Raw genomic sequence first — 23,842 nt, 5'->3', positions numbered from 1 at the left:
TGGGAGGAACGCACCACCAACGAGCCGGACAAGCAAAACCCGCCGCGACGGGGTCGGGGCGGGTTTCGATTCGGTTTGCGGGCAGTGACGAATAAGTGCCCTTAGCGTTCACCTGGAGTCAATACACCCAGACCCAACAATCGGTGGATCAGGTCCAGCACCTTGCGCAGGCGACCCAGGCCGACGGCCCAGTACTTACCCGCGCCCACCACATGACGCAGGTGCTCGCCGTGATGCACCACCCCATACAGCAGGTCAGCATGGGGCGTCGTGTCGCCCGTATCGAGGCCAGCGACGGCCGCGCGGATGATCGCCAGCTTGCGGGCGTCCATGAAGGGACGCGCCAGGGCGGCGACCGCGCCCGCCCCCGGAAGCCCACCGCCACCGGTGCGCTCGTCGGTCGACAAGCGGATGCCGCTGCTCCCGACGCAATGGAACAGCTCGCGATAGGCCACCGCCGCCTGCACCTGGGGACGGGTCAGGCGCTCCAGTTGGAACAGGCGCAGCACGCCATCGCCCTTGGGCAGGCGGACGTAACCGCCGGCCCTCACCAGGGCGAGGCCCTGACGACCCGCCACGTCGGCCGACTCGACCAGGCCCGCATCCACGCTGCGCTGTTCACGCTGCCGGGCGATCGATTTGGCCACCGTCTGGCGCAGCCGCCGGGCCCGGATCAGGTCTCGCCCCGGAACCCTCTTGCCGTCCTCGACCGCGACCAGGGCCTGGGCCTGGGCCAGGGTGTAACGCTCGATGTCGGTCAGTTCGATTTCATCCTCGGTCCGGGTCGGGATGCTGCCCAGATCCAGGGTCGTCTTCTTCGCCGCCGCCGCCATGTCCGTCACTCCCCGATCACTACGCGTTCGCTCGCCAGCAGTCCGCTCACCTTGCGCAGCTCTGCCGCGCGCAGCCCAAGACCGGGGATGATCACCCGGTCGCTCTCACGCCAGCCACACGGGTCCAGCCACGACGCCGCCCACGCCTCGCCCTTGGCCCGCACCACGGCGGCCCGAACCTCTGCGTTGGCGAACCCGGTTCGCGTCGGCGCCTCTGGGGCGACCCCGGCGGCCAGCACCACGGCGGCGATGGTCTCCCACCGGCCCTCGGTGATGAACTTCTGCGGCGACACCGGCTTGCCCGACGCCCCCCACATCGACTTGCGGGCCGCGTAGTGCAGGCAGGCCGCCTCGACCTGGGCCAGGTCAGCGCCGCCGAGCGATTCGGCCCGCAACGCCTTGGCGATCACCCGGACGCTGGACAGGTGCTGATGCTCGCCCCAGGCCGACAGGATGCGGGCCCCTGCTTCCTCGAAATCCGCGTCGCTGGGTCGCGCGCGCTCTGAGGGTTTATCTGAGGGTTCTACTGAGGGTTCTCTTACATGCTGCAATTTGAGGCATGGCTGGCCCTCAATTTGAGGCATGGCTGGGTCGCAATTTGACGCATGGTCGCCGCCCTCGACCATGCTGCAATTTGACGTATGGTCGGCCGGGTTCTCCACAGGCGAATTGACCTTGTCATCCTGTTTCTGGGTGCGATGCAGGACGTAGTCGTAGATGCCTAGACGACCGTTGGCGGCCTTCCGACGCTTGCGGCTGACCCAGCCCTCGGCCACCAACGTGGCGAGGTGACGCTCGACCGTGGCCCGGCTCTGATTGGTCATTTTCATGATGCGCTCGACCGACGGGAAACACGTCCAATCCTCGCCGGAATGGTCGCCGCCACGGTCGGCCAGGGCCACCAGCACGAACTTGGCGCCCGACGGCAGGTCGGGGTTGCTGAAGGCCCAGGTGAGGGCTTCGTTACTCATGCCGCCCTCGCGTGGGCGAAAAGCCGATCAGGGTCCGACCACTGCTGCGCCATAGCATTGGCGACACCCTGGAAAGTCCGTGACCGCGCCCGGCCTCGATCCGGATTGTTCCACCCCGACGCCCGATGAATGCCCGACCAGGCCTTGTGCTCATCGGAGCCCGGCTGGGGCCGCGCAAGCTTGTCAGTCGCTATCAGCGGCGGAAGGCCCCGCAGATACAGCCCTGTGGCCTTGAAGGCCGGCTCACCGAACCACCATGGCTGGACGATCTGCGCGGGCGGTTCGTAGCCCTCGATCCGCGCCTTGGCGTGACGATGCATGATCGGGTTCTCGATACATACTCGCTCGATCGGCGCATTCCAGCAGGCGCTGAACAGATCGGCCGCCGCCTGGAGCTGCCCCCACATTTCGTCACGCGTCTTGCCCGGCGGCGGCGTCGACAGCCACCGAACGCCCGAGTTGCAGAGGCGTGTGCAGGGCGGATGCATCACGGCCAGCAGATCCCAGCCATCGCTCAGGAAGTCACGGACGTCACCAACGAAGTGACGGTTAGAGCCATCCTCCGCCGGCAGGTGATCGCAGGACCAGGCGCTGTGGCCCGCAGCGTCAAAAGCCCGCCGGACTACGCCACTGGTCTCGCAGCCCACAAGAACCCTCACGCCGCACCTCTAAGCGCCGCGCGTTCCAGGTTCAGGCGGCGCTCGATGTCGGCGACGAACTTGGGCTGTTGCTCGATCAGGATCGCGCCGAAGCCCTCGCGCAAGGCCGCTGCGCCGGTCGTGCCGCTACCGGCGAACGGGTCCAGCACCACGCCGCCCGGCGGGGTGGCCAGGCGGCAGAGCCATTGCATCAGGGCCACCGGCTTGACCGTCGGATGGCGCGAGCCCGCGCGGTCGGCCTTGGTGGCCTTGGCGCTGTAGAAGAACCTGGCGGCCGACCCTTCGTCGTGCCGCCGCTGGACAGGCAGCGCCGCGAAGTTGGTAGAGCCGGAGTCGGTGTAACGCCGCGCGGCCGACGCCTCGCCCTCTCGGCTCATCTTTCCATAGATGCCGCTGGTCTTCTGACCAGGCTTGATCGATGTCGGCGCCAGCTGACCCGGCGCCAGCTGACCCGGCGCCAGCGGAAAGGCAGCGATCACTTCGTCGCTGCCGTCATGAGCGACATTCGCCGGCCACCGTCCGACGTATTCCTGGGCCTCGCCCTGCGTCCCGCGCCGCGCCGTCGCCGTCGCCGTCGCCGTCGCCGTCCCGGGTTCGCCGAGCCGGTTTCCGGCGCAAGGGGCAAATGAAGTGAAGGCCGCTTTTCGCACCTCATCCCCAACCCGCGCGCCATCGATGTTCAGCGCGCCGGTTCCCCAAATGCGGACGTTGTCAGCAACCGAGCCCTGCAGCGGCTTCCTCGCCAACACCCACGGCTCGCAGGCCGGCTTCAACGCCGTGCCGTGCTTCACGCCAGACCGCTGGTGATTGTGTGACTTCGGAAACCCCGTCCCGTAGAGCCACGAGATCATGTCGCGGATCTCGAACCCGGCGTCTTCGATCGCGCAGGCCAGGCGGTGATAGGTGGTCGTGTGGCTGGCCACCAGCAGGTGCCCCCCCGGCTTCACCACGCGCCAGACCTCGACCCAGAACGACGGATCGAACGCGGTGTCGCCAACATCCCAGGTCTCGCCCATGAACCCGTCGGACGCGCGCCGATAGACGCCGCTGGCCCCCTCACTTCTAGCCGGAGCCGCGCCCTGCCCACCGAACCGCCGGACGATCGAGCCCAGCGCATACGGTGCGTCCGACACCACGCTATCGACCGAGTTGGACGGGATATGCGCCAACACCTTCCGACTGTCGCCGCAATGCACGATGACGCTCATGCCGCAAGCCCCTCCGGCCACTCGCGCGCCATCCGTTCGGCGTGGCGGCGCTGGCCGTGCAGCACCGTGGTGTGGTCGCGGTTCAGGAACTTGCCGATCCGGGGCAGGCTCAGGTGCGGCTCGCGGCCCATGGCCCACATGCAGTGATGGCGCGCGACACAGATTTCCTGGTCCCGATCCGGCCCCTTGATCTGGTCGACCGTATAGCCGTACAGCCCGGCCACCTCGGCGCAGATGTCGTCCATGCGCCGGCGCCCGGCATGCGCCTTGACCCAGCCGCGCCAGAGCGACAACACCAGGACCGGGCGGGCGGGAAAGCTGCGCACCGCCTTGGGCGCCGCCAGCCCCATGCGGTCGCGATAGGCCTTGGCTCCCTTGGTGATGGTCCACTTGCTGCGCCCCATCCAGGCGGCGATCGCTCGCGCGGTATGCTGCCGCAGCAGCCGGGCGTACACCTCGCCTCGCGCCGCCGTCGCCGCCACGCCCTGGTCGGGCGAAAGCAGAGCCTCGGTCAGCAACCCGCGCCGCCGCGCGACCTCGGCGATGACCTTGAGCACGCCTTCCGGGATTGGCGCGCCGATCACAACACACCCCGCAGGCTCAGCCGCGACTGCAGTTTGACCACGTCACGCCCCAAGGCCTCGGCTCGGGTCGCCAGGTCCAAGCCCACCTTTTCCAGCTCGGCCGCCGTCGTCAGCAGAGCCTCGACCTGGCGCAGATCCTCGCCGTCGGCCTCGCACCGATCCGGCCCATAGGCCCGCTCGCGCTCCTCGCTGACCCAGGCGCGCGGCACGTTCAACCGCTCGGCCAGCAGGCGGTCGCTGCCGTTCTTGGCGTAGCAGTCGCGGTCGCTCAGATAGGCCCCGTCCAGCGCCTCGCGGATGCGGCGCCAATCGTCGCGGCCAGGCGTGCGCGGCGGCTCGGCGCCCGGCGCCGGTGGGCGCGGCGACGCGGGTATCGGGATCGATGCGGCGGGCGGTGCGTTCGGGGGCATCCTGGCCTCTTTCGGCTCTTGTGGGGTGACGGGTTTCGGAGCGGCGGGCTTGACGCCCGCGATGCGGCAGAAGGCGGCGCGCTTCTGCTGCGGAGTCAGTGGCCCGCCCACCTTGGGGGCCTTGCGGGGCTTGCCGGCCGCGCACGCCGGGCACTGGTCGCCGCTACGCCGCGGGGCGATGCGCCAGCCCTTCAGGCGGAACTTCGCCGCCATGGCTTCCGGCGGTTTGGCGCGGGCGCCGCTGTCGTGGACGGTCTCGGTGCGGCCGCAACCGCACACGGCGACCTGCACCCGCTCATAGCCGCCGCTGCGTTCGCTCCAGACGCTGGTGATCTTGAATTGGTCGTGCCCCCCAGCCATGGGTCAGTCCCCCGCGCCCAGGCGCTTGCGCCAGACTTCCGTGGTGATGCTGACCTCGTCGGCGAACACGTCGTCGACCGCTTGGGCGCAGGCCAGCACTAGGGTGGCCATGATCACCTTGCGCTGCGGCCGGCCCGCCAGGCGCAGCGCCCGGAACGCCGACAGGAACGTGTCGCAGGCCAGGCGAGTGGTGGCCTCTTCGGTCGGCGCGCCCGCCTCACCCAGCATCTTGGCCGGGCCAAACAGGTCCAGTCGGTCGATCACCATGTCGCCGCCCTGGTCGATCACCTGCCGCGCCAGGTCGGCCGCCCCGACCAGCAGGTCGGCCCAGGCCTGGCGATGGGCGCGACGGCGCATCACCGGGCTTTGCGGGTGCGGCTCCGATCCGCCAGCGAACTCGCCCGCGCCCATCATCGCGCCGCCTCGCCGGTTTCCAGCACGCTGGCGGCCAGGGCGCGCAGGGCCATCATCGCCCGCAACGCCTCGTCGATCTCCTTCAACGCCGCCTTGGCGTCCGGCACGTCGAACACGCCATCGGCCACGCGCGAGATCATCAGGCTGATCGCCTCGCCGCTCTCATGGGCGTACTGGGCCAAAGCCATGTGGATGGCGGCCGGGGCGGTGGCCGGCACCGGTGGCAGGAACACCCCGCCGGCCAGCAGGGCCAGATCCTCGGCCAGGGCCGTGGCCCCGTGGCGGCTCAGAGTGCGGGCCTCGGCATAGCTCAGATTGGCCTGCTTGCCCTTCTCGCGGTCCGGGTCGGCGGCCGAATACAGCCAGTCACGCCCCCGGTCGATCAGCTCTGCCGCGTGGTCCAGGCCATGAAGCTGGTCGATGGCCCGCGTCAGGGCCGCCTGCAGCGTGCCGGGGACGCGCGGCTTGGTCGGGCGAAAGCCGCTCACGCCGCACCTCCGGTCACCGCCAGGGCGCGGCGAATGTTCTCGGGCTGGCGAACGGCCGCGTCGGGCTCGCGCGAGGGCAGAGCCACCCCGAAACCGACGCCGACGTTCGGGATGACGGCCGCGACGTTGCGCCGCACCTTGCGGCTATGTTCAGTCCCGCCTTGATCCTGCGTTCCACACCGCTCGCCGCCCGCGAGACTCGCGCTGTTAATGAATACTTGCGCGACCATGCGGCGGGTTGTCGCACCGCGAACCGGGTTCGCGTCGCGCGACCAACCTCGGCTAAGACCCTGGCCCGTCGCGTACCCGACACAGTTGGAGACCCCGCCCATGACCTCGAACCTGGGTGCGCCGCCGCCCATGCCCCTGCCGTCCACCGAACTTATTGCGTTGGCGATCGGCATACAGGGATGGCTTTTGACGCTGACGCCGGCCAACCGAACGCACGCCGTCGGCACCCTGCGGCAACTGGTCGACGAGACGGTAGCCCAGACCTCCGACGGCGCCCCGCTGGGCCCGCCGGAACTGCGCGCGGCCCTCAACCGCCGCGCCCTGGAGGCCTCCGCCTGGTGGACGCAGATCCTGGACGAAGCCGAATCGTAAGCGGCGCCGTCTTGACGCCCGCCACCCGTATGACGCGAATGCGTCACGGGGAGGTACAGGATGGGTTTACCGTTCGACGTGAGGATGATCTGGGCGGAACGCCCGGCGGCGGAACACCGCGAGGCCACGCCGGTCGTGGCGTTCGCGACCTTCAGTCGCATCGCCGAAAGGGTACGACCGATACCGGCGCGGCAAGCGGTGCTACTGGCGCCGCAACCGATGAACGCCCCCATGAACCCGCTCAAGTGCCGCGAGAAAACCTCCCTGCTACTGAGCAGGACAACCGGCGAGCTGCCAACGGCCGACGGCTCGTTGCTCAGCAAAGGGGCCTTCGCCAGGGCCTGGGCGCTGGAAACGTGCCGGCGTTGCCGGGCCTGTCCGCTCGCCGCGGCCATCACGCCGCCGCCCGCTCTGTCGAACGCCTGACCCTGCGGAACTCGGCCGCGTTCGCCAGTTCCAGCAAGGTGCCGACGCCATGACGGGCCAATTCGCTCCAGTACGGCCCGGGGATGGAATCGGACCGCTTCCACTGTTTGACGACGCCGGGGTCAATCCCCAGCAAGCGCGCGACGGCCGGGGTTCCAGCGGCTTCGAGAATGGCTTGATGGGTTCGCATGACCCAAATCGGTATATTACTTACCGTTCCAACGTCAAGCCATTCAGCAGGTTTTCTACCGTTGGGCGCGGTAGATTTCCTGTCATGGAAGAACGTCACGATCGCCTTCGAAAAGCCCGGATCGCCGCCGGCTTCGAGCGCCCGGCCGAAGCCTCCCGCCGTTTCGGATTCAACGAGAACAGCTACCGCGCCCACGAAAACGGCAACGCCCCGTTTTCGTACAAGGCGGCCAAGGACTACGCGTCCGCCTTTCGCGTGCGCGTCGAATGGCTCATGGACGCCAAAGGCTCAATGCGCGACGAAACGCCCCTGGTCCGCATCGTCGGCCGGGTGGGCGCCAATCCGGACGGCTCGGTCATCTATGTCACCGGCCAGGAAACCTACGACCAGGTGCCCCCGCCGCCGGGCGCCAGCCCCGATTGTGTCGCACTGGAAGTCGTCGGCGACAGTCAGCTGCCGATCATCGAGAACGGCTCGATCCTGTTCGTCGACCGCCAACACCCCGAACCGACCATCGACATGATCGGCGGATTCCCCGCCGTCGTCGAAACCGCCGGCGGCCAGGTGTTGCTGAAAACCATCCAGCGCGGTGCTGCGCCAGGATCGTGGGATCTCATATCCATGAACGCCGCGCCCATCCGAGACGTCGCGATCGTCTGGGCGGCCGAGGTCACTGCCTCCTATTCCCCCGCTCTGGCGCGGCAGGTGGTCCTGCGTTCTGCCGAGGCCGCTTAAGGCTTCCACGCCTCCCCACCCACGCCGTCACCCAGCCCCTTCACCGCGAAAGTGGAGACTTGCGAACCTGCCTGGTAATAGGTGGCCTCGATCCGCAAGACTTCACCGCGACGGATGCGGGCCAGCAGTCCCGCGCCATCATTCACGATGACGACGTCGTGCGAGTAGTCCGCGGGCACCGATGCGCCGACACTGACCGCCTTGCCCTCGTCGATCCGCAGCCCCAGCCCACAACCGGTTCCAGCACTGCAGGTGAACTGCCCGCCCCCTAACAGGGCGAAGTTGGCGACCACCTCGCCGCGCTGCCTATACAGGCAAAGTGACGTCGCTGTGTCTGCGTAAGGCGGCTCAAGGTCGACAGTCTCGTCGGACCGGATGCAGGCCGACAACACCTTGCCGCCCGACATCAGGTCGTCCCGCGTCGAGTAAATCCACCTGGAGACCGGTGCGCTAGCCGCAGGCTGAAAAGCAGCCGCACGGGCTCGCCAGTCCTCGTCGGCCACTTTCGCCGGTTCGGGCGGCGATGGTCCGCCACACCCCGCCAAAGCTGCGAACACCACCATGAGGGCCCAAGGCCTTTCTGTTCGCATGGCCACCCCGTCGCGCAAGCCTGAGATCGAGAGCATCACACCTGATGGTAACTTTCCTACCTTTTCATTTGACATGGTCCGGTATCTTTCTTACCGATTGACCGTCACCACGACGGAGCCGGTCATGCGACCCCAGCAGCCTACCCCCCCCCCCTGCCCAGGCGAACCCGGTTCGCCACCCCCGTTTCGAACCGGGCTGGATCATCGTTCTGGTCGGCTGCGCCGTGGTGACGCTCGCCCAGCGGGTGCTCGGGCTGTGAGCGCGCCCACCATCAAGATCCGCAATCCCGACCTGATGGCACTGGCCACGACGCTCGCCGCTGGGCTGGCCATGGCCGAGCAGTCCGCCAGGGGTACGGGCCGCACGACGCGGATGCTGGCCCAGGTTCAGCCTGGCGACCGCATCGTGGCGCCCACCGACAACATCGCACACTTCCTGCGCCGCGAAGTGGAGCGCCGCCTGCCCGGCGGCCAAGTGCGGATCGATATCGCCGATCCGCGCCACTCCGTGTTCGCGGTGGGGCAGCGCACCATGGGCTGCGGATCTCGGCCGACTCTTCCAGATCACACCTGGGTCGAGATGCGCCTGAAGGCGCTGATCGAAGATGCCGTGAGAACGGTCCAGTTCGAACTGGACCAGATCGACGAGCCTCGCCTCGACGCGACCGTCAGGCCCCACCCCAGCAGCCAGTGGCGCCCGGAGGGCTATCGCTGATGGCCCGCCAAGCCTCCCTCTTCGCCCAGCCATCGGCCCGCGACCGCGCGCCGCTGATGGCTCCGCACGCCACGGCGGAAGACATGGCCCGCAAGCGCGAGGTCACCCTCACCCTGGTGCCGCCCTACGCCGCCCATGTCGGCTGGGCCAGCCGACCCAGCACCACCCCCGCCGACGCCCTGGTGTCGTTCCTGCCGCGCATCGGCCGCTGGGCCGCCTCGCTGCAGGCCGTGCAAGGCGCGACGCCGGAAGACATCGAGATCCGCCTGACCAAGGAAGCCGCCGAGAAAGGTCCGCTGCACCTGCTGGCCATCCTGGAAGGCCTCACCCTCGACGAGGCCCGCAAGGCGCTGGTCGCGGCCAAGGCGTGCGGGCTGTGAGCGCCGCTCGCGCCATAGCGCTGGGCATCGGGGCCGCAGTGCTGGGCGGCCTTGTCGGGGCGGCGTTTACCAGCGTGCTGGCCATGGCCCAGGCGCAGCTGGCCGGGTCGCTGGCCTTTATCGGCCTGTTCGCCTTCGGCTTCGCCGTGGCCGGGGGAACCCGGTCATGACCCGCCGCCTGCGCCGCCACGGCCCGCTGCTGACCGACCTCGCTCGCGAGGTTCTGCAGGTCGCCGCGCTGTCGATCCTCTGTGGCCTCGCCCTGGTCGCCCTCTTCTTCTTCACCTGAAAGGACCACCCGCCCATGGCCGTCATGTTTTTGGATCTCGTGCGGCAGACCCGCAAAGGCGCGATCAGCGAGGCGCTGAACGAAGCCCTGGCCAAGGTCAATGAGGCGGTCAACGTCACCGGCAAGCCCGGCTCTGTGACCCTGACCCTGACGGTAGCCCCGCAAAAGGGCCAACGGGTCGACGCGACCAACCCGGCCGTCGACCTGAAATTCGCGATCAAGTCCAAGCTGCCGATCGAGGAACTGCCCCAGGGCATCGCTTTCCTGACCGGCGACAACGACCTGGTCCGTAACGACCCCGACCAGCAGCAGATGTTCCGCGACGCCAGCGACAAGCCCGGCGACCGCCGCGACGACAACGTCGCCTACACCCCGCCCGCTCGCGGCGCAGGCTAGGCGCGGCCAGAGCCGCTTCATCCCTTCAACCCCAGCAGAAAGACCCAGACCGTGGATATCAACACCAACACCGAGGCCGGCCAGATCGCTGGCCTTACCAAGGCGGCCCTTCAGAATGTTTCCGCCACCGTTGTCGCCACCCCGGAAGGCCAGCAGTTCCTGGTCGTGCCGAAGGACCACAACCACTTCGACATCACGCCGGAGAACGGGCGCAAGACCCTGGCGCCCGACCACACCCGCCAGGCCGTCACCCTGCAGACCCTTGCGTCGCTCACCGCCTACGGCATCAAGTTCAAGACGCCCACCACGACGCTGTTCGCCGACGTCGACAGCAACACGATCGTCGCCGCCCTCGACTATCACGGCCCCGACAAGGCCCAACTGGTCGCCCATGTCGCCGAGGTCGTCCTGCCCTTCTCGATGGAGTGGGTGCTCTGGAACGACATCGACAACAAGATGATGGACCAGCTGACGTTCGCCCGGTTCATCGAAGAAAACGCCTATGACATCATCAGCCCCATCGGCGCCGACCTGCTGGAAGCGGTCAAGGACATGCAGTCGATCCAGGGCGCCGAGTTCAAGGGTCGGGTCAAGACCGAGAGCGACAACGTCAATTTCGATTACAGCGAGAACACCCAGACCGGCTCCGCTCGCGGCGATCTGTCCGTGCCCAAGCAGTTCATCCTGAACATTCCGGTCTATTTCGGCGATAGCCCGACGCCCCTGACCGCCAACCTTCGCCACCGGGTCGAGAACGGTAAGCTGCTGCTGGGCATCGCGCTGCACCGCAAGGAACACGTCCGCCAGGACCAGTTCCAGCAGCACCTCCTGACCGCCCAGGCGGCCATCGACTGCCTGGCCGTCTTCGGCCGGTTCGAGCCGTCGCGCTAAGCCCCAGCCCCGGCTTGGCACGACCGACCCCCGGCGGCGGTTCTCCACCCTCCCGCCGCCGGGGGTCACCCCTTACCCGACAATCTGGACACCCCAACCAATGACCGCCCTGACTCCGCCCAAGCTGACGCCGCTGGTCACCCAGAACGCCGACGTGCTTCGCCTGATCAAGGCGGGCGGTCACACCACGAAGACCGCCATGGCCCGCGACCTGGGCCGCGACCAGTCGGCCTTCGGCAAGACCATTGCCCTGCTGACCGGCGAGGGCTGGGTCGCCTGGCCCGCCCTGACCGAGGCCGGCGAAACCGCCCTGGCCACCATGGACGGCGCGCCCCCCGCCAACGACGGCGCGAACCCGGTTCGCCCGGCCGTCGGACTGACCCACGCCGATATCGTGCCCAACCCCAACCAGCCGCGAAAGAAGTTCACCGACGAAGACATCGCCGAGCTGGCGGTCAGCATCCGCGAGCAAGGGCTGGTGCAGCCGCTGCTGGTTCGCCCCTTCGCCGGCGAACCGGACGCCGCCCTCTCAGTTGAAGGCCTGGCCGCCCAGGCGCACCAGCTGGTGGCAGGCGAGCGCCGCTGGCGAGCGATCGGCAAGCTGATCGAGGCGGGCGAATGGGCCGACGACCAGCCCGTGCCCGTCGTCATCCGCGACATGACCGACGCCGAGGTCGCCGTGATTTCCCTGGTCGAGAACCTGCAACGCCAGGACATGACCTATCTGGAAGAGGCCGTGGCCTTCGAACGCCTTCGCGTCGAACTGGACATGCCCACCCAGGAAATCGCCGACAAGGTCGGAAAGACCCAGCGCTTCGTGCAGCAGCGCCTGCAGCTTCTCGAGTTGTCGGCCGCCGAAAAGGCGCAGCTCGACGAGGGAACGCTGTCGATCCGCGACGCGCGCCAGCGCCTGGCCAACCGTCCGGAACCGCTGAACCTGAATCCGGCCGAGCTGATGATCGTGGCCGAGCTGATCGCCGCGGCGACCCCGGATGGCGGCAAGCCCACCTATTGGAACAAGGTCGAATGCAGCCCGCAGGCGGTCGAATGGATTCCCGATGGTCTGAAGGCGCTGATCACGGTCGACGGCCCGGCCTATCTGGACGGGCGGTTCTACGTCAGGTTGGCCAACCACACCGCCTTCGATCGGATCACCGCCGCGCACCCGGAACTGCTGGCCGACCCTGCCGCCGCCGCCCTGGCCATCCGCGCCCGCGCCTTCGGCGCCGACAAGGCCGAACAGGCCGCCGCGGACGGCCGGCACATCACCTCGTGGCTCAACGGCCCATTCGCCCTCTCGGCCGAAGGCCAGGCCATCCTGGATCAGCGCGAGGAAGAGGCTCGACAGCGGGCGATCACCGAGGCGGAGCACGCCGCCGCCGCCCAGGTGCACGCCGCGCGCCTGGCCAAGGCCAACGCCGCCACCGCCTCCCCCACCGACCTGTCGGGCCTGGTCTTCAGCCGGGGCCACAAGGCCGAGGCGGTCAAGGAACTGCTTGACGTCGCCGGCGCCGCCCTGCCCTGGCGCTTCGTCGAACCCGAACCCGGCCGTGGTCCGGGCCGCCTGCTGGACGCCGACGGCAATCAGGTCGACCTCGAACAGGCCTGGGGCGGCGCCGACAAGAGCCTGCGGCTCAAGCTGGTCATGGCCGCCGTCAACGCCGCCGCCGAACTGGAACCCGAGGTCGAGGCCGCAGCCATCGACCCGGCCACGACCGTCGCCTTCGAGTGCAAGACCTGCGGCGACACCTTCGACGCCGCGCCTGACGACCCGGACTGCGCCACCTGCGGCACGTCCGCCATGCGCGTCGACCTGGCCGACCAGCACCCTCGCGCCGAAGACGTCGAGTACGACGCTGAGAGCGAAGCCGAAGACGTGAACGCCTGACCATGGACACGCTGCTGACCGTCGCCGGGATCATCCTCGCCATCGTCTGGGCCGCCTCGTCGGCCTGGGGCTACGAGATCGCCCGCGAATCCGCCCTCGAACGCCACACCGGCCTGGACGCTTACGACTGGCTTCAGATCGCCCTGGGCCCGTTCACCGTCCTGCCGATCCTGTGGGACGGCGACCGGAAGGAACGCTGACATGGCCGCCCCCGACCGCCTGCACGCCGACCTGCTGGCCATGCCGGTCAGCGCCGCGCTGATGAAGATCAGCCACTGGTTCGAGGACTGCCAGCAGCACCTCGACCTGGGTCGGGAGGGCGGCCTGCCCACCATGCCGTTCACCCATGAGGCGGCCTGGATCGTCACCCGGCTCGCCGCCGCCAGGGGCGCCAACCTCAAGGCCGTCACCCCCGCACCGGAGCAATCATCATGACGCCGGTCCCCTGCACGATCGCCGCCACCCTGCTGCGCCAGGCCTCACCCGAGGATCGCCCCGGCCAGATGCTGGTGCGCCTGCCCAACGGCGAAACCACCTTCCTCGACGCCGCCGACGTCACCGTCGCGGTCAAGCCGGACTACGCACCGGGCGACGAGATCGTGATGCACGGCCGCGAAGTCGACGCCATGGGCGCCCTGATCACCCAGGAATGGTTCGAGCACGCACGGGCTCTTGAGGGCGACCACGAGGTCGGCGCCGGGTTCGAGCTGATGGACCTGCTTTGCGGCCCAGGCATCGCCCGGCCGACCGGGATCATTTCGGAGTCTGGAAAATGACCGACGCATCCATGACCATGGATATCGAAGAGTACCAGGATATCGCCAACAGCGCCGCTAGCGCGGTGTTTGGCCTGATCTCCAGCATGCACGCCATCACCTACGGCCCCTCGGGCGGCAACGGCGGCCCGCTGATCTCCGGCACGGGCGGCGGTCTGCTGCAGTACATGACCGACTCCGACATCACCGACGACCAGATCAAGTCGGTGCTTGGCACGGTCATCGAACAAGCCCTCCCGCAGATCCGCATGGCCCAGGCCTCACGCGGAATAGTCGAGGGTCACGCCTAGTGACCGGCCACCCCCTCACCGTCGCCGAGCATCACTTCCTCGCCGACCGCGTCCGCGACAAGGTCCACACGATCCTCGCGACCGTCCATGACCACGTTCACGACGGCCCCGGCAACGGAGCGCCGTTCATCCAAGGGGCGATCACGGCCGTGCTGGAGTACGGCGCCGTCGGCGGGCTGACCGACGAAGCCCTGCGCAAGGCCGTGATCGACACGATCGATGAAATGCTGCCACAGATCCGCATGGCCCAGGCCTCGCGCGGCAAGGTCAAGAGTCACACCTGATGACCAAGGCCGACTACGTCCGCAGCCAGCCCCAGAACCGCGACCACCACTGCCATTGGCCGGGCTGCACCAAGCAGGTGCCGCCGGCCATGTGGGGCTGCAAGCCGCACTGGTTTCAACTGCCGCCCCAGCTGCAACGCCGCATCTGGCGCTGCTACGTGCCCGGCCAGGAAATCACCGGCCGACCCAGCGCAGAGTACGTCGCGGTCGCCCGCGAGGCCCAGGCCTGGATATTGGCCAACCATCCGCCGGCGGCGCCGACCGGTGATCTGTTTGGGGAACGCCACTGATGGCCGCCGCCCTCCCGCTACCTGCCGACTGCCAGGGAATTTGGGCGATCTCGCTCTGGCAGCCCTGGGCCTCAGCGCTGATGTTCCCGCACCTCAAGGTCCATGAAACCCGCCATTGGCCAGCACCCGCCCGGCTGATCGGCCAGCGCGTGGCGATCCACGCCGCACAGCGCCGCTGCCCGCTGAATGAGACCAGCCTGTTGAACGACGAGGCCGCCAACGCGACCTTCGGTCTGCCGTGGCGGCAGAACGTCCCTTACGGCGCCTTGATCGGCACAGCGATCCTGGCCGCTTGTCAGCCCATGTCCGGCCAGTACGCCGCGCGGCCCGCTCACGCGAACGACGAGGCGTTCGGCTACTGGAGCGCTGAGCGGTTCGCCTGGCGCATGGCCGATCCGATCCCGTTCGAGACCCCGCTCCCCATGAAGGGCCAGCAAGGCTGGTGGCGGTTGCTGGACAGCGCGCCGTCAGGCGACCTGTTCGGGGTCGCCTGACATGCCCATCCGCCCCGAGAACCGCGCCCGCTACCCGGCCGACTGGAAGGCCATCAGCCTGGAGGTCCGCGCCCGCGCCGGCAACCGTTGCGAGGGCTCGCCTGCCTATCCGGACTGCCGCGAGATCAACGGCGAGGAACACACCGACACCGGGTCGAAGGTCGTGCTGACCGTCGCCCATCTCGACCACGTCCCGGAGAACGTCGGCACGCCCGGCGACCGCCCCAACCTCAAGGCGTGGTGTCAGCGCTGCCACCTCACCTACGACGCCCCGCACCACGCCGCGACCACCCGCGAGACGCGCCGCCGCGCCATGGCGGGCCCCACTCCCGACCTCTTCCAAGGCCCCCAGACGAACCTGGTTCGCTCCTAACCCAAGGAAACTGAACATGGCCCAACAGACACTCAACATCAGGGATGTCGTCATCCCCCTGGAATTCGAGGTGCGCAGCGGCGCGCTATCGCTTGGAACGGCCTCGATCGAAGGGCTGACCCTGCGCGACGCCACCGGCCTGGCCGCCGCCGTTGTGGCCGGGCTGACCGAACGGGTCCGCCAGATGACGGTCAAGGGCATGACTGCCAATGCTGACGACGAGTACACCCACGGCCAACTGGCGGAGGGCGCCCAGGCCTATCTCGCCGCAGCCCTAATCCTCAACGCTCCAGCAACAGCGGGCGGCGTGATGGGCGCCATCAGCGGATGGCCGAACGAATGGCACCCTGACGCCTTCAGGCCTTTCGACAGCGACGGTGGCGGCAGGGTAGCCGATCAGTTGCGATGCCTCGACAAGGCAGTGGCCATGATCCTGGCCGAGCGTCAGCGCGTCGTGCGTGACGCCCAGGCCGAGCAAGCACTCGCCGCCCAGGAACGCCGGGACTCGGGCCGATGAGCGCCACCGAGCGCGAAGAGAGCGCGCGGCGCCACCCGGAACTTTGCCCGGCCAGTGGGATGACTGACGGCTGCACCGCCGCGGAATGCACTCAAGCCGCCGCCTATTGGCACATCGCGCTGGGCGCTGGAGAAGACCCCGGCTTCAGGATCTATCAGCCCCCAAAGCCCGCTGGCCATTGGACGCTCGGCCCGCTCGGCTTGCCAGGCGGCGGCCAGACCCGCTTCCACATCGGACACCGCCCCAGCCTTCTTGTTCGATTCCTGGCGCGCGTGGCCCTCGACTGCGTCTGGACCCCCGCCGAAGACGGGGAGCCCTAAATCCATGGGCGCCGCGCGCAACTTCCGCCAGCAGGACGTGACCCGGGCCATCCGCGCGGCGAAGGCCGCTGGTCTGCGCCCGCACGTCTGGATCGGCCGCGACGGCGTCATTCACATCACCGAGGCTGACGACCAGGGCTTGACGGCGCCCCCGGCCGACGCGCTACCTGACGACTCCGCTGAACAGCTCTGTGACGACGCCTTCTGATGACCAGCCTGACGCTGCTTTACGTCCAGCGTTTCAAGGACCGGCACGGCCGCGTGCGGCACTACTACCGCCGCCCAGGCCACGCTCGCGTCGCCCTGCCGGGAGATCCCGGCTCCGAAGAGTTCATGATCGCCTACCAGGCCGCGCACGAGACCAAGGTCACGGCCGGCGAGGGCCGCGCCAAGCCCGGATCGATCGACGCCCTGGTCACCGCCTATTACCAGTCCAGCGACTGGAAAGAGCTTAACCCGCTGACCCACCGAACCTATCGGCCGATGCTCGATCGTTTCCGCGACACCAAGGGCAAGAACGGCGCGCGCTATGGCGACCTGCCGGCCCGCGGCATCCGCACCCGCCACGCCTTCGCGATCATCGACGCCGGCAAGGACACCCCCGGCGCGACCCGCAACCTGATCAAGCGCCTGCGCACCCTCTGGGCCTTCGGCAAGGCCCGCCAGCTGGTCACTGAAAACCCGTTCCTCGACGTCAAGCTGCCCAAGGAAGGCAAGGGCTTCCGCGCCTGGACCGACGCCGACATCGCCAAGTTCGAAGACCATTGGAAGCCGGGCAGCAAGGAACGCCTGGCCCTGGCCCTGCTGCTCTACACCCTGGTGCGCCGGTCAGACGTCGTCACCCTGGGCCGCCAGCACCGCCGCCAGATGCCGGTCGCCCGCGCCGGCGCCGAGGTCGCGATCGACGCCCTGCACTTCGTTCAGAAGAAGGGCAACAGCACCGTCGAACTGATCATCCCGCTGCACCCGGACCTGAAGGCCGTCCTGGACCAGCAGCCCAAGGACAACCTGACCTATCTGGTCACCGAGTACGGCCGCCCCTTCACCGAGGCGGGCTTCACCAAGTGGTTCGGCGAACGCGCCCAGCTGGCGGGCCTGCCCGAAGGCAGCACTCCGCACGGCCTGCGCAAGGCCGGCTCGCGCCGCCTGGCCGAAGCCGGCTGCACCCCGCACGAACTGCAGTCGGTGTCGGGCCACCGCACGCTCAAGGAAGTGGAACGGTACACCAAGACCGTCGGTCAGGCGAAGCTGGCGCGTGCGGCGATCGGGAAGCTGGAGGGACACTGACACATGACAACATACCTGTTCATTGGCGGCCCGTGGGCTGGCCAGACCAAGGAAATCCTGCACGGGAGCTATGTCCGCGCTCCGAACAACGCGCCCTATATCGGAACCAGCCTCATGGCCACGCGCGGCCAAGATGTCGTCTATGAGGCCCGCGAGATCCATGACGGCGAGAAGGTCCGGCCGATCATGGTGCCTACTGGCTGGAGTGGTCCCCAGACATTCGACGCCTTGTTCGCCGCTTACGCCGCCATGCCACACTCACAACGCCGCGAATCCGCATGACCGAGATTATCGAAAGCCTTCGCGCCGTGACCACGACCGACATTGCCTGGGTCCTTATCGGGATCGTCATCGTCAGCGGCATCACCAGCTACCTACGCGGGTTCTTTGGCGAGATGCTGAAAGACTGGCGGAACCGAAAGGGACGGCCGAAGGACTGAACAGCGAACATCCGCTGTCAAACCTGACTGTCAAACCTTCGCCAGCACCTTGAATTCACTAGCGAAATTCCGGGTAGTGGTAGGCCTGGAGGGACTCGAACCCCCAACCAGACCGTTATGAGCGGTCGGCTCTAACCATTGAGCTACAGGCCCCCAAGACGAGGGAAAGCGCGCGGCGCGACCCCTTCGGGAGGACGGGTCGATTAGCATGGGCTGCACGCGGCTTAAAGGTCCGGTTCAGGTTGGAGCTGTCAGGAGTGGAACCGTCCGCCGCCGGTAACGCTTGTTGGGATCGGCGGATGGGACGATCAAGGTCGCGGCGCCCATCCTAGCCGCATGGAGAATAATGACTATGACCGCCCTGATGAGCCGCCCTTCCTTTCCCAAGGCCGCCTCGATCGCCCTGGTCGGCGCCCTGCTGACCTCCGCCGCTACGGCCCTGCCCGCGCACGCCGACACCGCCGACGCGGCCTTCCGCGCCACGACGCTGAACCTGTCGGCCTCCGGCGAGAGCAAGGTGACCCCCGACCTGGCGACCATCACCCTGGGCGTCCAGACCGACGGCGCGACCGCCGCCGGGGCCATGAGCGCCAACGCCGTCCAGATGAACAAGGTGATCGCCGCCCTGAAGAAGGCCGGAATCGCCGAGCGCGACATCCAGACCTCCAACCTCAGCGTCAATCCGCAGTACGTCTATGTGGAGAACAATCCGCCGAAGCTGAGCGGCTACCAGGCCAACAACCAGGTGACCATCCAGGTGCGCGACCTGACCAGGCTGGGCCAGACGGTCGACGCCACGGTCGGCGCCGGGGCCACCAATGTGGGCGGCGTCAGCTTCGGCCTGCAGGATCCCAAGGCCGCCGAGGACGCCGCGCGGATGGACGCGGTCAAGGCCCTGCAGGCCAAGGCCGATCTCTACGCCCGGGCCACCGGCTACAAGATCGTCCGGCTGGTCAGCCTGGGCGAAGGCGGCGGCTACACCCCCTCGCCGCCCCCGATGCCGATGTACGCCATGGCCAAGCGCGAAATGGCCGACAGCTCCAGCCCGGTCTCGGCCGGCGAGCTGAAGGTGCGGATCGACGTCTCGGCGACTTACGAGCTGGCGAAATAGGATCTGGTCCCTCTCCCCTCGCGGGAGAGGGCAAGGCCTAGTCCATCGCGCCGATGTACGGCAGGCCGCGGCTCTTGCCCTCGTCGTCCAGGCCGTAACCGACCAGATAGCGGGCCGGGGCTTCCCAGGCGATGAAGTCGGGCTCGATGCGCGGCTTGTCCCAGGGCTTGCGGGCGAAGACGGCCGTCAGCACTTCGCTGGCGCCGGCGTCCTTGACCAGCTTGGCGGCCTCGCCCAGCGACAGGCCGGTGTCGAGCACGTCGTCCACCACCAGGGCGCGGCGGCCGACCAGCGGGCGCTGCAGGTCGGCGCGGACCTCGCAGCGGCCCGAGCTCTTGCGCTCGTCATGGTAGGAGGCCAGCCACAGGGCGTCGAAGCGCACGTCGCGGCCGGCGCGCCACAGGGCCCGGGTCAGGTCGGCGGCGAACCACAGGCCGCCGGTCAGCAGGCAGACGACGACGGTGTCGTTGTCGATGCGTGGGGCGATGGCCTTGGCCAGCGCCTCCACCCGCTCGGCGATTTCTTCCTGGGAAATCAGGACTTCGGGGGCGAGGCGCTCGGTCATATCAGGATTTCTTGGTCAGTGATGGTCGGCGGGGGCCGTTTCGACCGCTCCGGTCTCATGACCGGGGGGCTCGTGTCCAGCCCCTTGCGCCGCTGGGGGGGTGCCCGGCGGATGGTTCTGGGCGCCGCGCAGCGAAGGCGGCTGGGGATTGGCGGCCTTTTCGACATGACCAGGCTTGCCGGCCGCCTTGGCGGCGCCGGGCTCCAGGGCGAAGCCGATCTCCAGGGTGTTGGCCGTGCGGGGCGGATCCAGCAGGGTCACCGAGAAGTGCCGGGTCTGGCTGGGCGGGATCACCGGATCGGCGGCGGCGGCCAGCTTTCCGGCCACCCGCTTCTCGTTCTTGTTCAGCAGGGCCACGCGCAGCGGCGGGGTGGTCACCGCATGATCGGTGATGTTGCGCAGCACGCCGGTGATGGTGATGGCGGCATGGCCGTTCTGCATCGTCGGCACGGCCTTCAGGCCCTCGACCACCAGGCCGACATTGTTCACGGGCATGCGGGCGAAGGCGTAGGCGCCGGCCGTTCTGGGCCACATATGGGCGATGTTCATGCGGAAGACGCCGGCGGCGACCAGCAGCACGACCATCACCGCGACCAGGCCGCCCCAGATGACGCCGGTGGTCTTGGCTTCCTTCAGGCGGCGCTCGGCGTCGGCGCGGGCCCGGAACACCTTGGGCAGTTCTTCGCCCGGCAGTTCATTGACCGGGGTCTCGGGATCGTCGGCGGGATTGGACGCGCCGTTCAGCGCGGTCAGGTTCGGGTCGGACGCCAGGTCGGCGGCCGAAGGCTCTTCGAACAGATCCAGAGCTTCTTCGTTACGGGCCGTCCAACGCGCGCCGCAGGAGGCGCAACGCACGACACGACCAGCCGCGCCGACCTTGGAGTCATCGACGAAATAGCGACTGGCGCACTCGGGACAGGTCAGTATCATGGCCGCGAATCGGACGCTCCCCGCTCCTACATACGAGGTCGCCGATTTTGCCAACCATGTCCACAAGACCCCGCGACACACACTTGCGCATCGATGACGTCCAGGATGGCGACACCGCCCCTGTCGTCCGCTTCGAGGGTGTTTCGATGCGGTATGGACGCGGGCCGGAAACGCTCAGCGATCTCACCTTCACCCTATACCCAGGGTCTTTCCATTTCCTCACCGGTCCGTCGGGCGCGGGAAAAAGTTCGCTGCTGAAGCTGATCTACCTGGCTCACCGCGCGTCACGGGGCCGTGTCGAGCTGTTCGGGCGCGACATCAGCCTGACCCGGACCGAGGACCTGCCCTTCGTCCGCCGCCGGATCGGGGTGGTGTTCCAGGACTTCCGCCTGCTGGACCACCTGTCGGTGTTCGACAACGCCGCCCTGCCGCTGCGCATCGCCGGCCGCAAACCCAAGACCTATCGCGAGGATGTCGCCGAGCTGCTGCAGTGGGTGGGTCTGGGCGACCGCATGCACGCCCTGCCCGCCACCCTGTCGGGCGGTGAGAAGCAGCGCCTGGCCATCGCCCGCGCCGTGGTCGATCGTCCCGACGTGCTGCTGGCCGACGAGCCGACCGGCAATGTCGATCCGGCCATGTCGCTGCGCCTGCTGCGGCTGTTCGTCGAGCTGAACCGCCTGGGCACCACGGTGCTGATCGCCACCCACGACGAGGATCTGGTCGCTCGCGCCAACCGGCCGACCCTGCACCTGGAGCATGGTCGGCTGGTCGACTTCGCCGAGGAAGACCGCGGCGAGGCCTACGGCTACGAAGACGACGACAACTACGAAGACGAGGAGGACGACGCGTGAGCGAGTTCTCCATCGCCCGCTGGAAGCCCGGCCAGTTGCTGCCGCCGCGCGACGCGCGGGACGGTTCGCTGGTGTTCGTGGTCGCCGTGCTGTGCTTCCTGGCCTGCCTGACGGCCCTGGCCGCGATCGCCTCGACGCGCGCCGCCTCGGGCTGGACCGCCCAGCTGACGGGCTCGGCCACCGTGGTGGTCCGTCCCCGGTCCAGCGAAACCCCCGACAGCGCCGCCGCGCGCGCCGCCGAGACCCTGTCGGGGGTCAAGGGCGTCAGCGAGGCTCGCGCCCTGCCCCGGGAAAAGGCCGAGGCCCTGCTGGAGCCGTGGATCGGCCGCGAGGCCCTGATCGCCGACCTGCCCGTGCCGCGCCTGGTGACCCTGGACCTCGATCCGAAAGCCCCCGCCACCACCGCCACGCTGAACAAGGCGCTCAAGGAGGCCAATGTCGACGCGGTGGTCGATGACCACAGCCGCTGGATCGCCGACATCGAGCATGCCGCGCGCCTGGCCGGCTGGGCCGCCATCGGCGTCTTCGGCCTGATCGCCACGGCGGCCGCCGCCGTGATCGTTTTCGCCACTCGCGCCGCCCTGACCGCTCGCCACGACATCGTCGAGGTGCTGCACCTGTCGGGGGCCGAGGACGGCTTCATCGCCAACCTGTTCCAGAACCGCTTCGCGGGCATGGCCTTCATCGCCGGCTTGCTGGGCGGAGCCGGCGCGGCCATGATCGGGGCGGCGGCGCGGCTCGTGGGGGGCGGCCAGGGACTGACGCCGGTCCTGCCGCTGGCCTGGATCGATCTTCTGGCGCCCCTGCCCTGCCCGCTGGTGGCGGCGCTGGTGGCCGGGATCACGGCCCGCGCGGCCTCCCTGCGCCTATTGAGAGGCATGCCGTGAAGAGCATCGCAGCGCTGCTGATCATGGTGATGGTCTGGTTCGTGGGTCTGCTGGCCTTCACCAGCCGCGTCGATCAGTCCACGCCGCCCGCGGAACCGCCGGTGTCGGACGGGGTGGTGGTGCTGACCGGCGCCTCCAACGTGCGGCTGGAGGCGGCGACCAAGCTCCTGGAGGCCGGCAAGGGCAAGCGCCTGCTGATCTCGGGCGTCAACCGCGAAGCCTCCCGCGAGGATGTGCTGGGCGTCACCAAGGCCGTGCGGCCGATCTATGAATGCTGCATCGACCTGGGCTACGCGGCCGCCGACACCGTCGGCAACGCCAGCGAGACCGCCGAGTGGGCCAAGGCCAAGGGCTATGAGAGCCTGATCGTGGTCACGGCCGACTACCACATGCCGCGCTCGATGCTGGAGCTGCGCGCCACCATGCCGGACGTGGCCCTGCACCCCTATCCCGTGGTCACCGAGAGCCTGAACGCCCACCGCTGGTGGAAAGGCGGCACGGGCGCGCGGCGCATGATCGTGGAATACTGCAAGTATCTGGCGATCCTGGGCCGTGAGGCGTTCCTCAGCCTGGGCCCCAAGGAAAAGGCCGACGAGAAAGCCGGACAAGAAGCCGGCCCAAGAGCCGGTGAACCGGCGAAGGAAGCGTCTTGATCTATCTGCGTTCGTTCCTGTTCCAGCTGTTCTTCTGGATCTGGTCGGTGTTCACCGCCCTGGCCATGCTGCTGACCCTGCCGCTGCCGCGCCGGGTGAACACCTGGGCGCTGTCGACATGGTCCAGGGGCCTGATCTGGGGCCTGCGCTGGCTAGCGGGAATCAGGGTCGAGGTGCGCGGCGCGGAATTCAAACCGACCGGGCCGGCCCTGGTCGCGGCCAAGCACCAGTCGATGTTCGATGTCTTCAGCCAGTTCGCCCTGCTGCCCGACGCCTGCTTCGTGATGAAGAAGGAACTGCTGAACGTGCCGCTGTTCGGCTGGCATGGCCTCAAGGCCGGCATGGTCGTTGTCGATCGCGAGGGTCACTCGACGGCCTTGAAAAAGCTGGTCCGCGACTCCGTCGACCGCATGAAGGACGATCGCCAGGTGGTGATCTTCCCCGAAGGCACGCGTGGCAAGGTCGGTCAGCCCGGCGACTACAAGCCCGGAATCGCGGCGCTTTATCGCGAAATGAACCTTCCGGTCACGCCCTTGGCCCTGAACTGCGGCGTCCACTGGCCCCGGGGCAAATTCCTGATGCCGCCCGGCGTGATCGTCTTCGAATACCTGCCGCCCATCCCCGCCGGCCTGAAGCGCGGCGAGTTCATGCGCGAGCTGCAGACCCGGATCGACACGGCGACCAAGGCCCTGGAGGACGAGGGGCTCTAGAGTCGGGGACATGCCCTTGCGGCGTGTCCCCAAC

General features: G+C 68.4%; 41 protein-coding genes and 1 tRNA gene. 29 read left to right on the top strand and 13 right to left on the bottom strand.

Annotated elements, in window-relative coordinates; all coding sequences use genetic code 11:
* Positions 1 to 101: 101 nt before the first annotated feature.
* From WAL33_RS20130 to WAL33_RS20090, 9 genes are read right to left on the bottom strand one after another with little or no spacing between them, the layout of a single operon-like run.
* Entirely contained in the window at positions 102 to 833 is a 732-nt protein-coding gene (locus WAL33_RS20130) for a hypothetical protein (protein WP_422183633.1), read from the bottom strand.
* A 5-nt stretch (positions 834 to 838) separates the two neighbouring features.
* The gene (locus WAL33_RS20125; RefSeq protein ID WP_422183631.1) at positions 839 to 1,804 is read right to left on the bottom strand and encodes a helix-turn-helix domain-containing protein; all 966 of its coding nucleotides are present in this window, start codon (positions 1,802 to 1,804) and stop codon (positions 839 to 841) included.
* Complete coding sequence (locus WAL33_RS20120; protein ID WP_422183629.1) at positions 1,801 to 2,463, bottom strand: hypothetical protein; 663 nt, start codon at positions 2,461 to 2,463, stop codon at positions 1,801 to 1,803. Before WAL33_RS20120 ends, WAL33_RS20125 begins: the two co-directional genes overlap by 4 nt.
* Positions 2,460 to 3,671 (bottom strand): DNA-methyltransferase, encoded by a 1,212-nt coding sequence (locus WAL33_RS20115; protein ID WP_422183627.1) that lies wholly within the window; start codon positions 3,669 to 3,671, stop codon positions 2,460 to 2,462. The genes WAL33_RS20120 and WAL33_RS20115 overlap by 4 nt, the downstream gene beginning before the upstream one ends.
* Positions 3,668 to 4,255 carry a helix-turn-helix domain-containing protein gene (locus WAL33_RS20110; RefSeq protein WP_422183625.1) on the bottom strand — a complete coding sequence of 196 codons (588 nt, stop codon included), beginning with the start codon at positions 4,253 to 4,255 and terminating at the stop codon, positions 3,668 to 3,670. Before WAL33_RS20110 ends, WAL33_RS20115 begins: the two co-directional genes overlap by 4 nt.
* A complete protein-coding gene (locus WAL33_RS20105; protein WP_422183624.1) occupies positions 4,252 to 5,025 on the bottom strand; it encodes a hypothetical protein in 774 nt (257 codons plus the stop codon). Before WAL33_RS20105 ends, WAL33_RS20110 begins: the two co-directional genes overlap by 4 nt.
* Before the next feature lie 3 nt (positions 5,026 to 5,028).
* Positions 5,029 to 5,382, bottom strand: coding sequence for a hypothetical protein (locus tag WAL33_RS20100; RefSeq protein ID WP_422183623.1), 354 nt, complete (start codon positions 5,380 to 5,382; stop codon positions 5,029 to 5,031).
* 53 nt (positions 5,383 to 5,435) lie between these two features.
* Positions 5,436 to 5,927: a hypothetical protein gene (locus WAL33_RS20095; RefSeq protein WP_422183621.1), complete on the bottom strand. Its 492-nt coding sequence runs from the start codon at positions 5,925 to 5,927 to the stop codon at positions 5,436 to 5,438.
* Positions 5,924 to 6,064 carry a hypothetical protein gene (locus WAL33_RS20090; protein WP_422183619.1) on the bottom strand — a complete coding sequence of 47 codons (141 nt, stop codon included), beginning with the start codon at positions 6,062 to 6,064 and terminating at the stop codon, positions 5,924 to 5,926. Before WAL33_RS20090 ends, WAL33_RS20095 begins: the two co-directional genes overlap by 4 nt.
* Positions 6,065 to 6,257: 193 nt before the next feature.
* Between WAL33_RS20090 and WAL33_RS20085 the strand changes: the two genes are divergently transcribed.
* Genes WAL33_RS20085 through WAL33_RS20075 form a run of 3 tightly spaced genes read left to right on the top strand, consistent with a single transcriptional unit; the run spans position 6,258 to position 7,881 of the window.
* Entirely contained in the window at positions 6,258 to 6,530 is a 273-nt protein-coding gene (locus tag WAL33_RS20085) for a hypothetical protein (RefSeq protein WP_422183617.1), read from the top strand.
* Between the two features lie 60 nt (positions 6,531 to 6,590).
* On the top strand, positions 6,591 to 6,956 hold the full coding sequence (locus WAL33_RS20080; RefSeq protein ID WP_422183616.1) for a hypothetical protein: 366 nt from the start codon (positions 6,591 to 6,593) through the stop codon (positions 6,954 to 6,956).
* A 49-nt stretch (positions 6,957 to 7,005) separates the two neighbouring features.
* Positions 7,006 to 7,881, top strand: a complete 876-nt coding sequence (locus WAL33_RS20075) for a LexA family transcriptional regulator (protein ID WP_422183614.1) — start codon at positions 7,006 to 7,008, stop codon at positions 7,879 to 7,881.
* Here WAL33_RS20075 and WAL33_RS20070 read toward each other — a convergent pair.
* The gene (locus WAL33_RS20070; RefSeq protein WP_422183613.1) at positions 7,878 to 8,288 is read right to left on the bottom strand and encodes a hypothetical protein; all 411 of its coding nucleotides are present in this window, start codon (positions 8,286 to 8,288) and stop codon (positions 7,878 to 7,880) included. The two genes, WAL33_RS20075 and WAL33_RS20070, sit on opposite strands and share 4 nt — an antisense overlap.
* 439 nt (positions 8,289 to 8,727) lie before the next feature.
* On the opposite strand from WAL33_RS20070, the gene WAL33_RS20065 reads away from it, so the two are divergent.
* From WAL33_RS20065 to WAL33_RS19965, 21 genes are all read left to right on the top strand, one after another.
* On the top strand, positions 8,728 to 9,186 hold the full coding sequence (locus WAL33_RS20065) for a hypothetical protein (RefSeq protein ID WP_422183612.1): 459 nt from the start codon (positions 8,728 to 8,730) through the stop codon (positions 9,184 to 9,186).
* Positions 9,186 to 9,566: a hypothetical protein gene (locus tag WAL33_RS20060; RefSeq protein WP_422183611.1), complete on the top strand. Its 381-nt coding sequence runs from the start codon at positions 9,186 to 9,188 to the stop codon at positions 9,564 to 9,566. Before WAL33_RS20065 ends, WAL33_RS20060 begins: the two co-directional genes overlap by 1 nt.
* Positions 9,563 to 9,736: a hypothetical protein gene (locus WAL33_RS20055; RefSeq protein WP_422183609.1), complete on the top strand. Its 174-nt coding sequence runs from the start codon at positions 9,563 to 9,565 to the stop codon at positions 9,734 to 9,736. The genes WAL33_RS20060 and WAL33_RS20055 overlap by 4 nt, the downstream gene beginning before the upstream one ends.
* The gene (locus WAL33_RS20050) at positions 9,733 to 9,855 is read left to right on the top strand and encodes a hypothetical protein (RefSeq protein WP_422183608.1); all 123 of its coding nucleotides are present in this window, start codon (positions 9,733 to 9,735) and stop codon (positions 9,853 to 9,855) included. Before WAL33_RS20055 ends, WAL33_RS20050 begins: the two co-directional genes overlap by 4 nt.
* Before the next feature lie 15 nt (positions 9,856 to 9,870).
* Positions 9,871 to 10,251 (top strand): hypothetical protein, encoded by a 381-nt coding sequence (locus WAL33_RS20045; RefSeq protein WP_422183606.1) that lies wholly within the window; start codon positions 9,871 to 9,873, stop codon positions 10,249 to 10,251.
* A 51-nt stretch (positions 10,252 to 10,302) separates the two neighbouring features.
* Complete coding sequence (locus tag WAL33_RS20040) at positions 10,303 to 11,142, top strand: DUF2303 family protein (RefSeq protein ID WP_422183605.1); 840 nt, start codon at positions 10,303 to 10,305, stop codon at positions 11,140 to 11,142.
* Between the two features lie 100 nt (positions 11,143 to 11,242).
* Positions 11,243 to 13,030: a ParB/RepB/Spo0J family partition protein gene (locus WAL33_RS20035; RefSeq protein ID WP_422183603.1), complete on the top strand. Its 1,788-nt coding sequence runs from the start codon at positions 11,243 to 11,245 to the stop codon at positions 13,028 to 13,030.
* A gap of 2 nt (positions 13,031 to 13,032) precedes the next feature.
* Positions 13,033 to 13,230: a hypothetical protein gene (locus WAL33_RS20030; protein ID WP_422183601.1), complete on the top strand. Its 198-nt coding sequence runs from the start codon at positions 13,033 to 13,035 to the stop codon at positions 13,228 to 13,230.
* Between the two features lies 1 nt (position 13,231).
* Positions 13,232 to 13,465, top strand: coding sequence for a hypothetical protein (locus tag WAL33_RS20025; protein ID WP_422183599.1), 234 nt, complete (start codon positions 13,232 to 13,234; stop codon positions 13,463 to 13,465).
* Positions 13,462 to 13,806 (top strand): hypothetical protein, encoded by a 345-nt coding sequence (locus WAL33_RS20020; RefSeq protein ID WP_422183597.1) that lies wholly within the window; start codon positions 13,462 to 13,464, stop codon positions 13,804 to 13,806. Before WAL33_RS20025 ends, WAL33_RS20020 begins: the two co-directional genes overlap by 4 nt.
* On the top strand, positions 13,803 to 14,096 hold the full coding sequence (locus tag WAL33_RS20015) for a hypothetical protein (RefSeq protein ID WP_422183595.1): 294 nt from the start codon (positions 13,803 to 13,805) through the stop codon (positions 14,094 to 14,096). Before WAL33_RS20020 ends, WAL33_RS20015 begins: the two co-directional genes overlap by 4 nt.
* On the top strand, positions 14,096 to 14,380 hold the full coding sequence (locus WAL33_RS20010) for a hypothetical protein (protein WP_422183593.1): 285 nt from the start codon (positions 14,096 to 14,098) through the stop codon (positions 14,378 to 14,380). The genes WAL33_RS20015 and WAL33_RS20010 overlap by 1 nt, the downstream gene beginning before the upstream one ends.
* The gene (locus tag WAL33_RS20005) at positions 14,380 to 14,670 is read left to right on the top strand and encodes a hypothetical protein (protein ID WP_422183592.1); all 291 of its coding nucleotides are present in this window, start codon (positions 14,380 to 14,382) and stop codon (positions 14,668 to 14,670) included. The genes WAL33_RS20010 and WAL33_RS20005 overlap by 1 nt, the downstream gene beginning before the upstream one ends.
* Positions 14,670 to 15,164, top strand: coding sequence for a hypothetical protein (locus WAL33_RS20000; protein ID WP_422183590.1), 495 nt, complete (start codon positions 14,670 to 14,672; stop codon positions 15,162 to 15,164). Before WAL33_RS20005 ends, WAL33_RS20000 begins: the two co-directional genes overlap by 1 nt.
* A 1-nt stretch (position 15,165) precedes the next feature.
* Positions 15,166 to 15,537 carry a hypothetical protein gene (locus WAL33_RS19995; RefSeq protein ID WP_422183588.1) on the top strand — a complete coding sequence of 124 codons (372 nt, stop codon included), beginning with the start codon at positions 15,166 to 15,168 and terminating at the stop codon, positions 15,535 to 15,537.
* Positions 15,538 to 15,553: 16 nt separating this feature from the next.
* Positions 15,554 to 16,054, top strand: coding sequence for a hypothetical protein (locus WAL33_RS19990; protein ID WP_422183587.1), 501 nt, complete (start codon positions 15,554 to 15,556; stop codon positions 16,052 to 16,054).
* A complete protein-coding gene (locus WAL33_RS19985; RefSeq protein ID WP_422183585.1) occupies positions 16,051 to 16,374 on the top strand; it encodes a hypothetical protein in 324 nt (107 codons plus the stop codon). Before WAL33_RS19990 ends, WAL33_RS19985 begins: the two co-directional genes overlap by 4 nt.
* 4 nt (positions 16,375 to 16,378) lie before the next feature.
* Positions 16,379 to 16,582, top strand: a complete 204-nt coding sequence (locus WAL33_RS19980; RefSeq protein ID WP_422183584.1) for a hypothetical protein — start codon at positions 16,379 to 16,381, stop codon at positions 16,580 to 16,582.
* Complete coding sequence (locus WAL33_RS19975; RefSeq protein ID WP_422183582.1) at positions 16,582 to 17,661, top strand: tyrosine-type recombinase/integrase; 1,080 nt, start codon at positions 16,582 to 16,584, stop codon at positions 17,659 to 17,661. The genes WAL33_RS19980 and WAL33_RS19975 overlap by 1 nt, the downstream gene beginning before the upstream one ends.
* 3 nt (positions 17,662 to 17,664) lie before the next feature.
* Positions 17,665 to 17,943 carry a hypothetical protein gene (locus tag WAL33_RS19970; protein WP_422183580.1) on the top strand — a complete coding sequence of 93 codons (279 nt, stop codon included), beginning with the start codon at positions 17,665 to 17,667 and terminating at the stop codon, positions 17,941 to 17,943.
* Complete coding sequence (locus WAL33_RS19965; RefSeq protein ID WP_422183578.1) at positions 17,940 to 18,101, top strand: hypothetical protein; 162 nt, start codon at positions 17,940 to 17,942, stop codon at positions 18,099 to 18,101. Before WAL33_RS19970 ends, WAL33_RS19965 begins: the two co-directional genes overlap by 4 nt.
* Positions 18,102 to 18,178: 77 nt before the next feature.
* On the opposite strand, the gene WAL33_RS19960 is transcribed toward WAL33_RS19965, so the two are convergent.
* Positions 18,179 to 18,254: transfer RNA gene (locus WAL33_RS19960), tRNA-Ile, on the bottom strand.
* Positions 18,255 to 18,453: 199 nt separating this feature from the next.
* On the opposite strand from WAL33_RS19960, the gene WAL33_RS19955 reads away from it, so the two are divergent.
* The gene (locus WAL33_RS19955) at positions 18,454 to 19,212 is read left to right on the top strand and encodes an SIMPL domain-containing protein (RefSeq protein ID WP_422183576.1); all 759 of its coding nucleotides are present in this window, start codon (positions 18,454 to 18,456) and stop codon (positions 19,210 to 19,212) included.
* Positions 19,213 to 19,249: 37 nt separating this feature from the next.
* On the opposite strand, the gene WAL33_RS19950 is transcribed toward WAL33_RS19955, so the two are convergent.
* Together WAL33_RS19950 and WAL33_RS19945 are read right to left on the bottom strand one after the other, a co-directional pair.
* On the bottom strand, positions 19,250 to 19,777 hold the full coding sequence (locus WAL33_RS19950; RefSeq protein ID WP_422183574.1) for a phosphoribosyltransferase: 528 nt from the start codon (positions 19,775 to 19,777) through the stop codon (positions 19,250 to 19,252).
* Positions 19,778 to 19,792: 15 nt separating this feature from the next.
* Positions 19,793 to 20,707 (bottom strand): MJ0042-type zinc finger domain-containing protein, encoded by a 915-nt coding sequence (locus WAL33_RS19945; protein ID WP_422183572.1) that lies wholly within the window; start codon positions 20,705 to 20,707, stop codon positions 19,793 to 19,795.
* A gap of 83 nt (positions 20,708 to 20,790) precedes the next feature.
* Here WAL33_RS19945 and ftsE point away from each other — a divergent pair, with 83 nt between their 5' ends.
* From ftsE to WAL33_RS19925, 4 genes are read left to right on the top strand one after another with little or no spacing between them, the layout of a single operon-like run.
* Positions 20,791 to 21,558: a cell division ATP-binding protein FtsE gene (gene ftsE, locus WAL33_RS19940; RefSeq protein ID WP_422183569.1), complete on the top strand. Its 768-nt coding sequence runs from the start codon at positions 20,791 to 20,793 to the stop codon at positions 21,556 to 21,558.
* The gene (locus WAL33_RS19935; RefSeq protein WP_422183568.1) at positions 21,555 to 22,445 is read left to right on the top strand and encodes a cell division protein FtsX; all 891 of its coding nucleotides are present in this window, start codon (positions 21,555 to 21,557) and stop codon (positions 22,443 to 22,445) included. Before ftsE ends, WAL33_RS19935 begins: the two co-directional genes overlap by 4 nt.
* On the top strand, positions 22,442 to 23,098 hold the full coding sequence (locus tag WAL33_RS19930) for a YdcF family protein (protein ID WP_422183566.1): 657 nt from the start codon (positions 22,442 to 22,444) through the stop codon (positions 23,096 to 23,098). The genes WAL33_RS19935 and WAL33_RS19930 overlap by 4 nt, the downstream gene beginning before the upstream one ends.
* A complete protein-coding gene (locus tag WAL33_RS19925) occupies positions 23,095 to 23,808 on the top strand; it encodes a lysophospholipid acyltransferase family protein (protein ID WP_422183564.1) in 714 nt (237 codons plus the stop codon). Before WAL33_RS19930 ends, WAL33_RS19925 begins: the two co-directional genes overlap by 4 nt.
* Positions 23,809 to 23,842 lie beyond the last annotated feature (34 nt).

Source organism: Caulobacter sp., from assembly GCF_049283275.1.
In the GTDB taxonomy this organism is placed as follows: Bacteria; Pseudomonadota; Alphaproteobacteria; order Caulobacterales; family Caulobacteraceae; genus Caulobacter.
This window is presented reverse-complemented; position numbering and strand designations above follow the sequence as displayed.

Bases quoted from the DNA above. Each gene is read 5' to 3' on its own strand.
- WAL33_RS20025 (WP_422183599.1), top strand. From the start codon at position 13,232: ATGGCCGCCCCCGACCGCCTGCACGCCGACCTGCTGGCCATGCCGGTC.
- WAL33_RS20070 (WP_422183613.1), bottom strand. From the start codon at position 8,288: ATGTCGGGCGGCAAGGTGTTGTCGGCCTGCATCCGGTCCGACGAGACT.
- WAL33_RS19955 (WP_422183576.1), top strand. From the start codon at position 18,454: ATGACCGCCCTGATGAGCCGCCCTTCCTTTCCCAAGGCCGCCTCGATC.
- WAL33_RS20115 (WP_422183627.1), bottom strand. From the start codon at position 3,671: ATGAGCGTCATCGTGCATTGCGGCGACAGTCGGAAGGTGTTGGCGCAT.
- WAL33_RS20080 (WP_422183616.1), top strand. From the start codon at position 6,591: ATGGGTTTACCGTTCGACGTGAGGATGATCTGGGCGGAACGCCCGGCG.
- WAL33_RS19990 (WP_422183587.1), top strand. From the start codon at position 15,554: ATGGCCCAACAGACACTCAACATCAGGGATGTCGTCATCCCCCTGGAA.
- WAL33_RS19950 (WP_422183574.1), bottom strand. From the start codon at position 19,777: ATGACCGAGCGCCTCGCCCCCGAAGTCCTGATTTCCCAGGAAGAAATC.
- WAL33_RS20100 (WP_422183623.1), bottom strand. From the start codon at position 5,382: ATGCGCCGTCGCGCCCATCGCCAGGCCTGGGCCGACCTGCTGGTCGGG.
- WAL33_RS20015 (WP_422183595.1), top strand. From the start codon at position 13,803: ATGACCGACGCATCCATGACCATGGATATCGAAGAGTACCAGGATATC.
- WAL33_RS20130 (WP_422183633.1), bottom strand. From the start codon at position 833: ATGGCGGCGGCGGCGAAGAAGACGACCCTGGATCTGGGCAGCATCCCG.
- WAL33_RS20020 (WP_422183597.1), top strand. From the start codon at position 13,462: ATGACGCCGGTCCCCTGCACGATCGCCGCCACCCTGCTGCGCCAGGCC.
- WAL33_RS20085 (WP_422183617.1), top strand. From the start codon at position 6,258: ATGACCTCGAACCTGGGTGCGCCGCCGCCCATGCCCCTGCCGTCCACC.
- WAL33_RS20105 (WP_422183624.1), bottom strand. From the start codon at position 5,025: ATGGCTGGGGGGCACGACCAATTCAAGATCACCAGCGTCTGGAGCGAA.
- WAL33_RS19975 (WP_422183582.1), top strand. From the start codon at position 16,582: ATGACCAGCCTGACGCTGCTTTACGTCCAGCGTTTCAAGGACCGGCAC.
- WAL33_RS19995 (WP_422183588.1), top strand. From the start codon at position 15,166: ATGCCCATCCGCCCCGAGAACCGCGCCCGCTACCCGGCCGACTGGAAG.
- WAL33_RS20005 (WP_422183592.1), top strand. From the start codon at position 14,380: ATGACCAAGGCCGACTACGTCCGCAGCCAGCCCCAGAACCGCGACCAC.
- WAL33_RS20000 (WP_422183590.1), top strand. From the start codon at position 14,670: ATGGCCGCCGCCCTCCCGCTACCTGCCGACTGCCAGGGAATTTGGGCG.
- WAL33_RS19980 (WP_422183584.1), top strand. From the start codon at position 16,379: ATGGGCGCCGCGCGCAACTTCCGCCAGCAGGACGTGACCCGGGCCATC.
- WAL33_RS20050 (WP_422183608.1), top strand. From the start codon at position 9,733: ATGACCCGCCGCCTGCGCCGCCACGGCCCGCTGCTGACCGACCTCGCT.
- WAL33_RS20060 (WP_422183611.1), top strand. From the start codon at position 9,186: ATGGCCCGCCAAGCCTCCCTCTTCGCCCAGCCATCGGCCCGCGACCGC.
- WAL33_RS19985 (WP_422183585.1), top strand. From the start codon at position 16,051: ATGAGCGCCACCGAGCGCGAAGAGAGCGCGCGGCGCCACCCGGAACTT.
- WAL33_RS19970 (WP_422183580.1), top strand. From the start codon at position 17,665: ATGACAACATACCTGTTCATTGGCGGCCCGTGGGCTGGCCAGACCAAG.
- WAL33_RS19965 (WP_422183578.1), top strand. From the start codon at position 17,940: ATGACCGAGATTATCGAAAGCCTTCGCGCCGTGACCACGACCGACATT.
- WAL33_RS20045 (WP_422183606.1), top strand. From the start codon at position 9,871: ATGGCCGTCATGTTTTTGGATCTCGTGCGGCAGACCCGCAAAGGCGCG.
- WAL33_RS20035 (WP_422183603.1), top strand. From the start codon at position 11,243: ATGACCGCCCTGACTCCGCCCAAGCTGACGCCGCTGGTCACCCAGAAC.
- WAL33_RS20075 (WP_422183614.1), top strand. From the start codon at position 7,006: ATGACGGGCCAATTCGCTCCAGTACGGCCCGGGGATGGAATCGGACCG.
- WAL33_RS20125 (WP_422183631.1), bottom strand. From the start codon at position 1,804: ATGAGTAACGAAGCCCTCACCTGGGCCTTCAGCAACCCCGACCTGCCG.
- WAL33_RS20030 (WP_422183601.1), top strand. From the start codon at position 13,033: ATGGACACGCTGCTGACCGTCGCCGGGATCATCCTCGCCATCGTCTGG.
- WAL33_RS19945 (WP_422183572.1), bottom strand. From the start codon at position 20,707: ATGATACTGACCTGTCCCGAGTGCGCCAGTCGCTATTTCGTCGATGAC.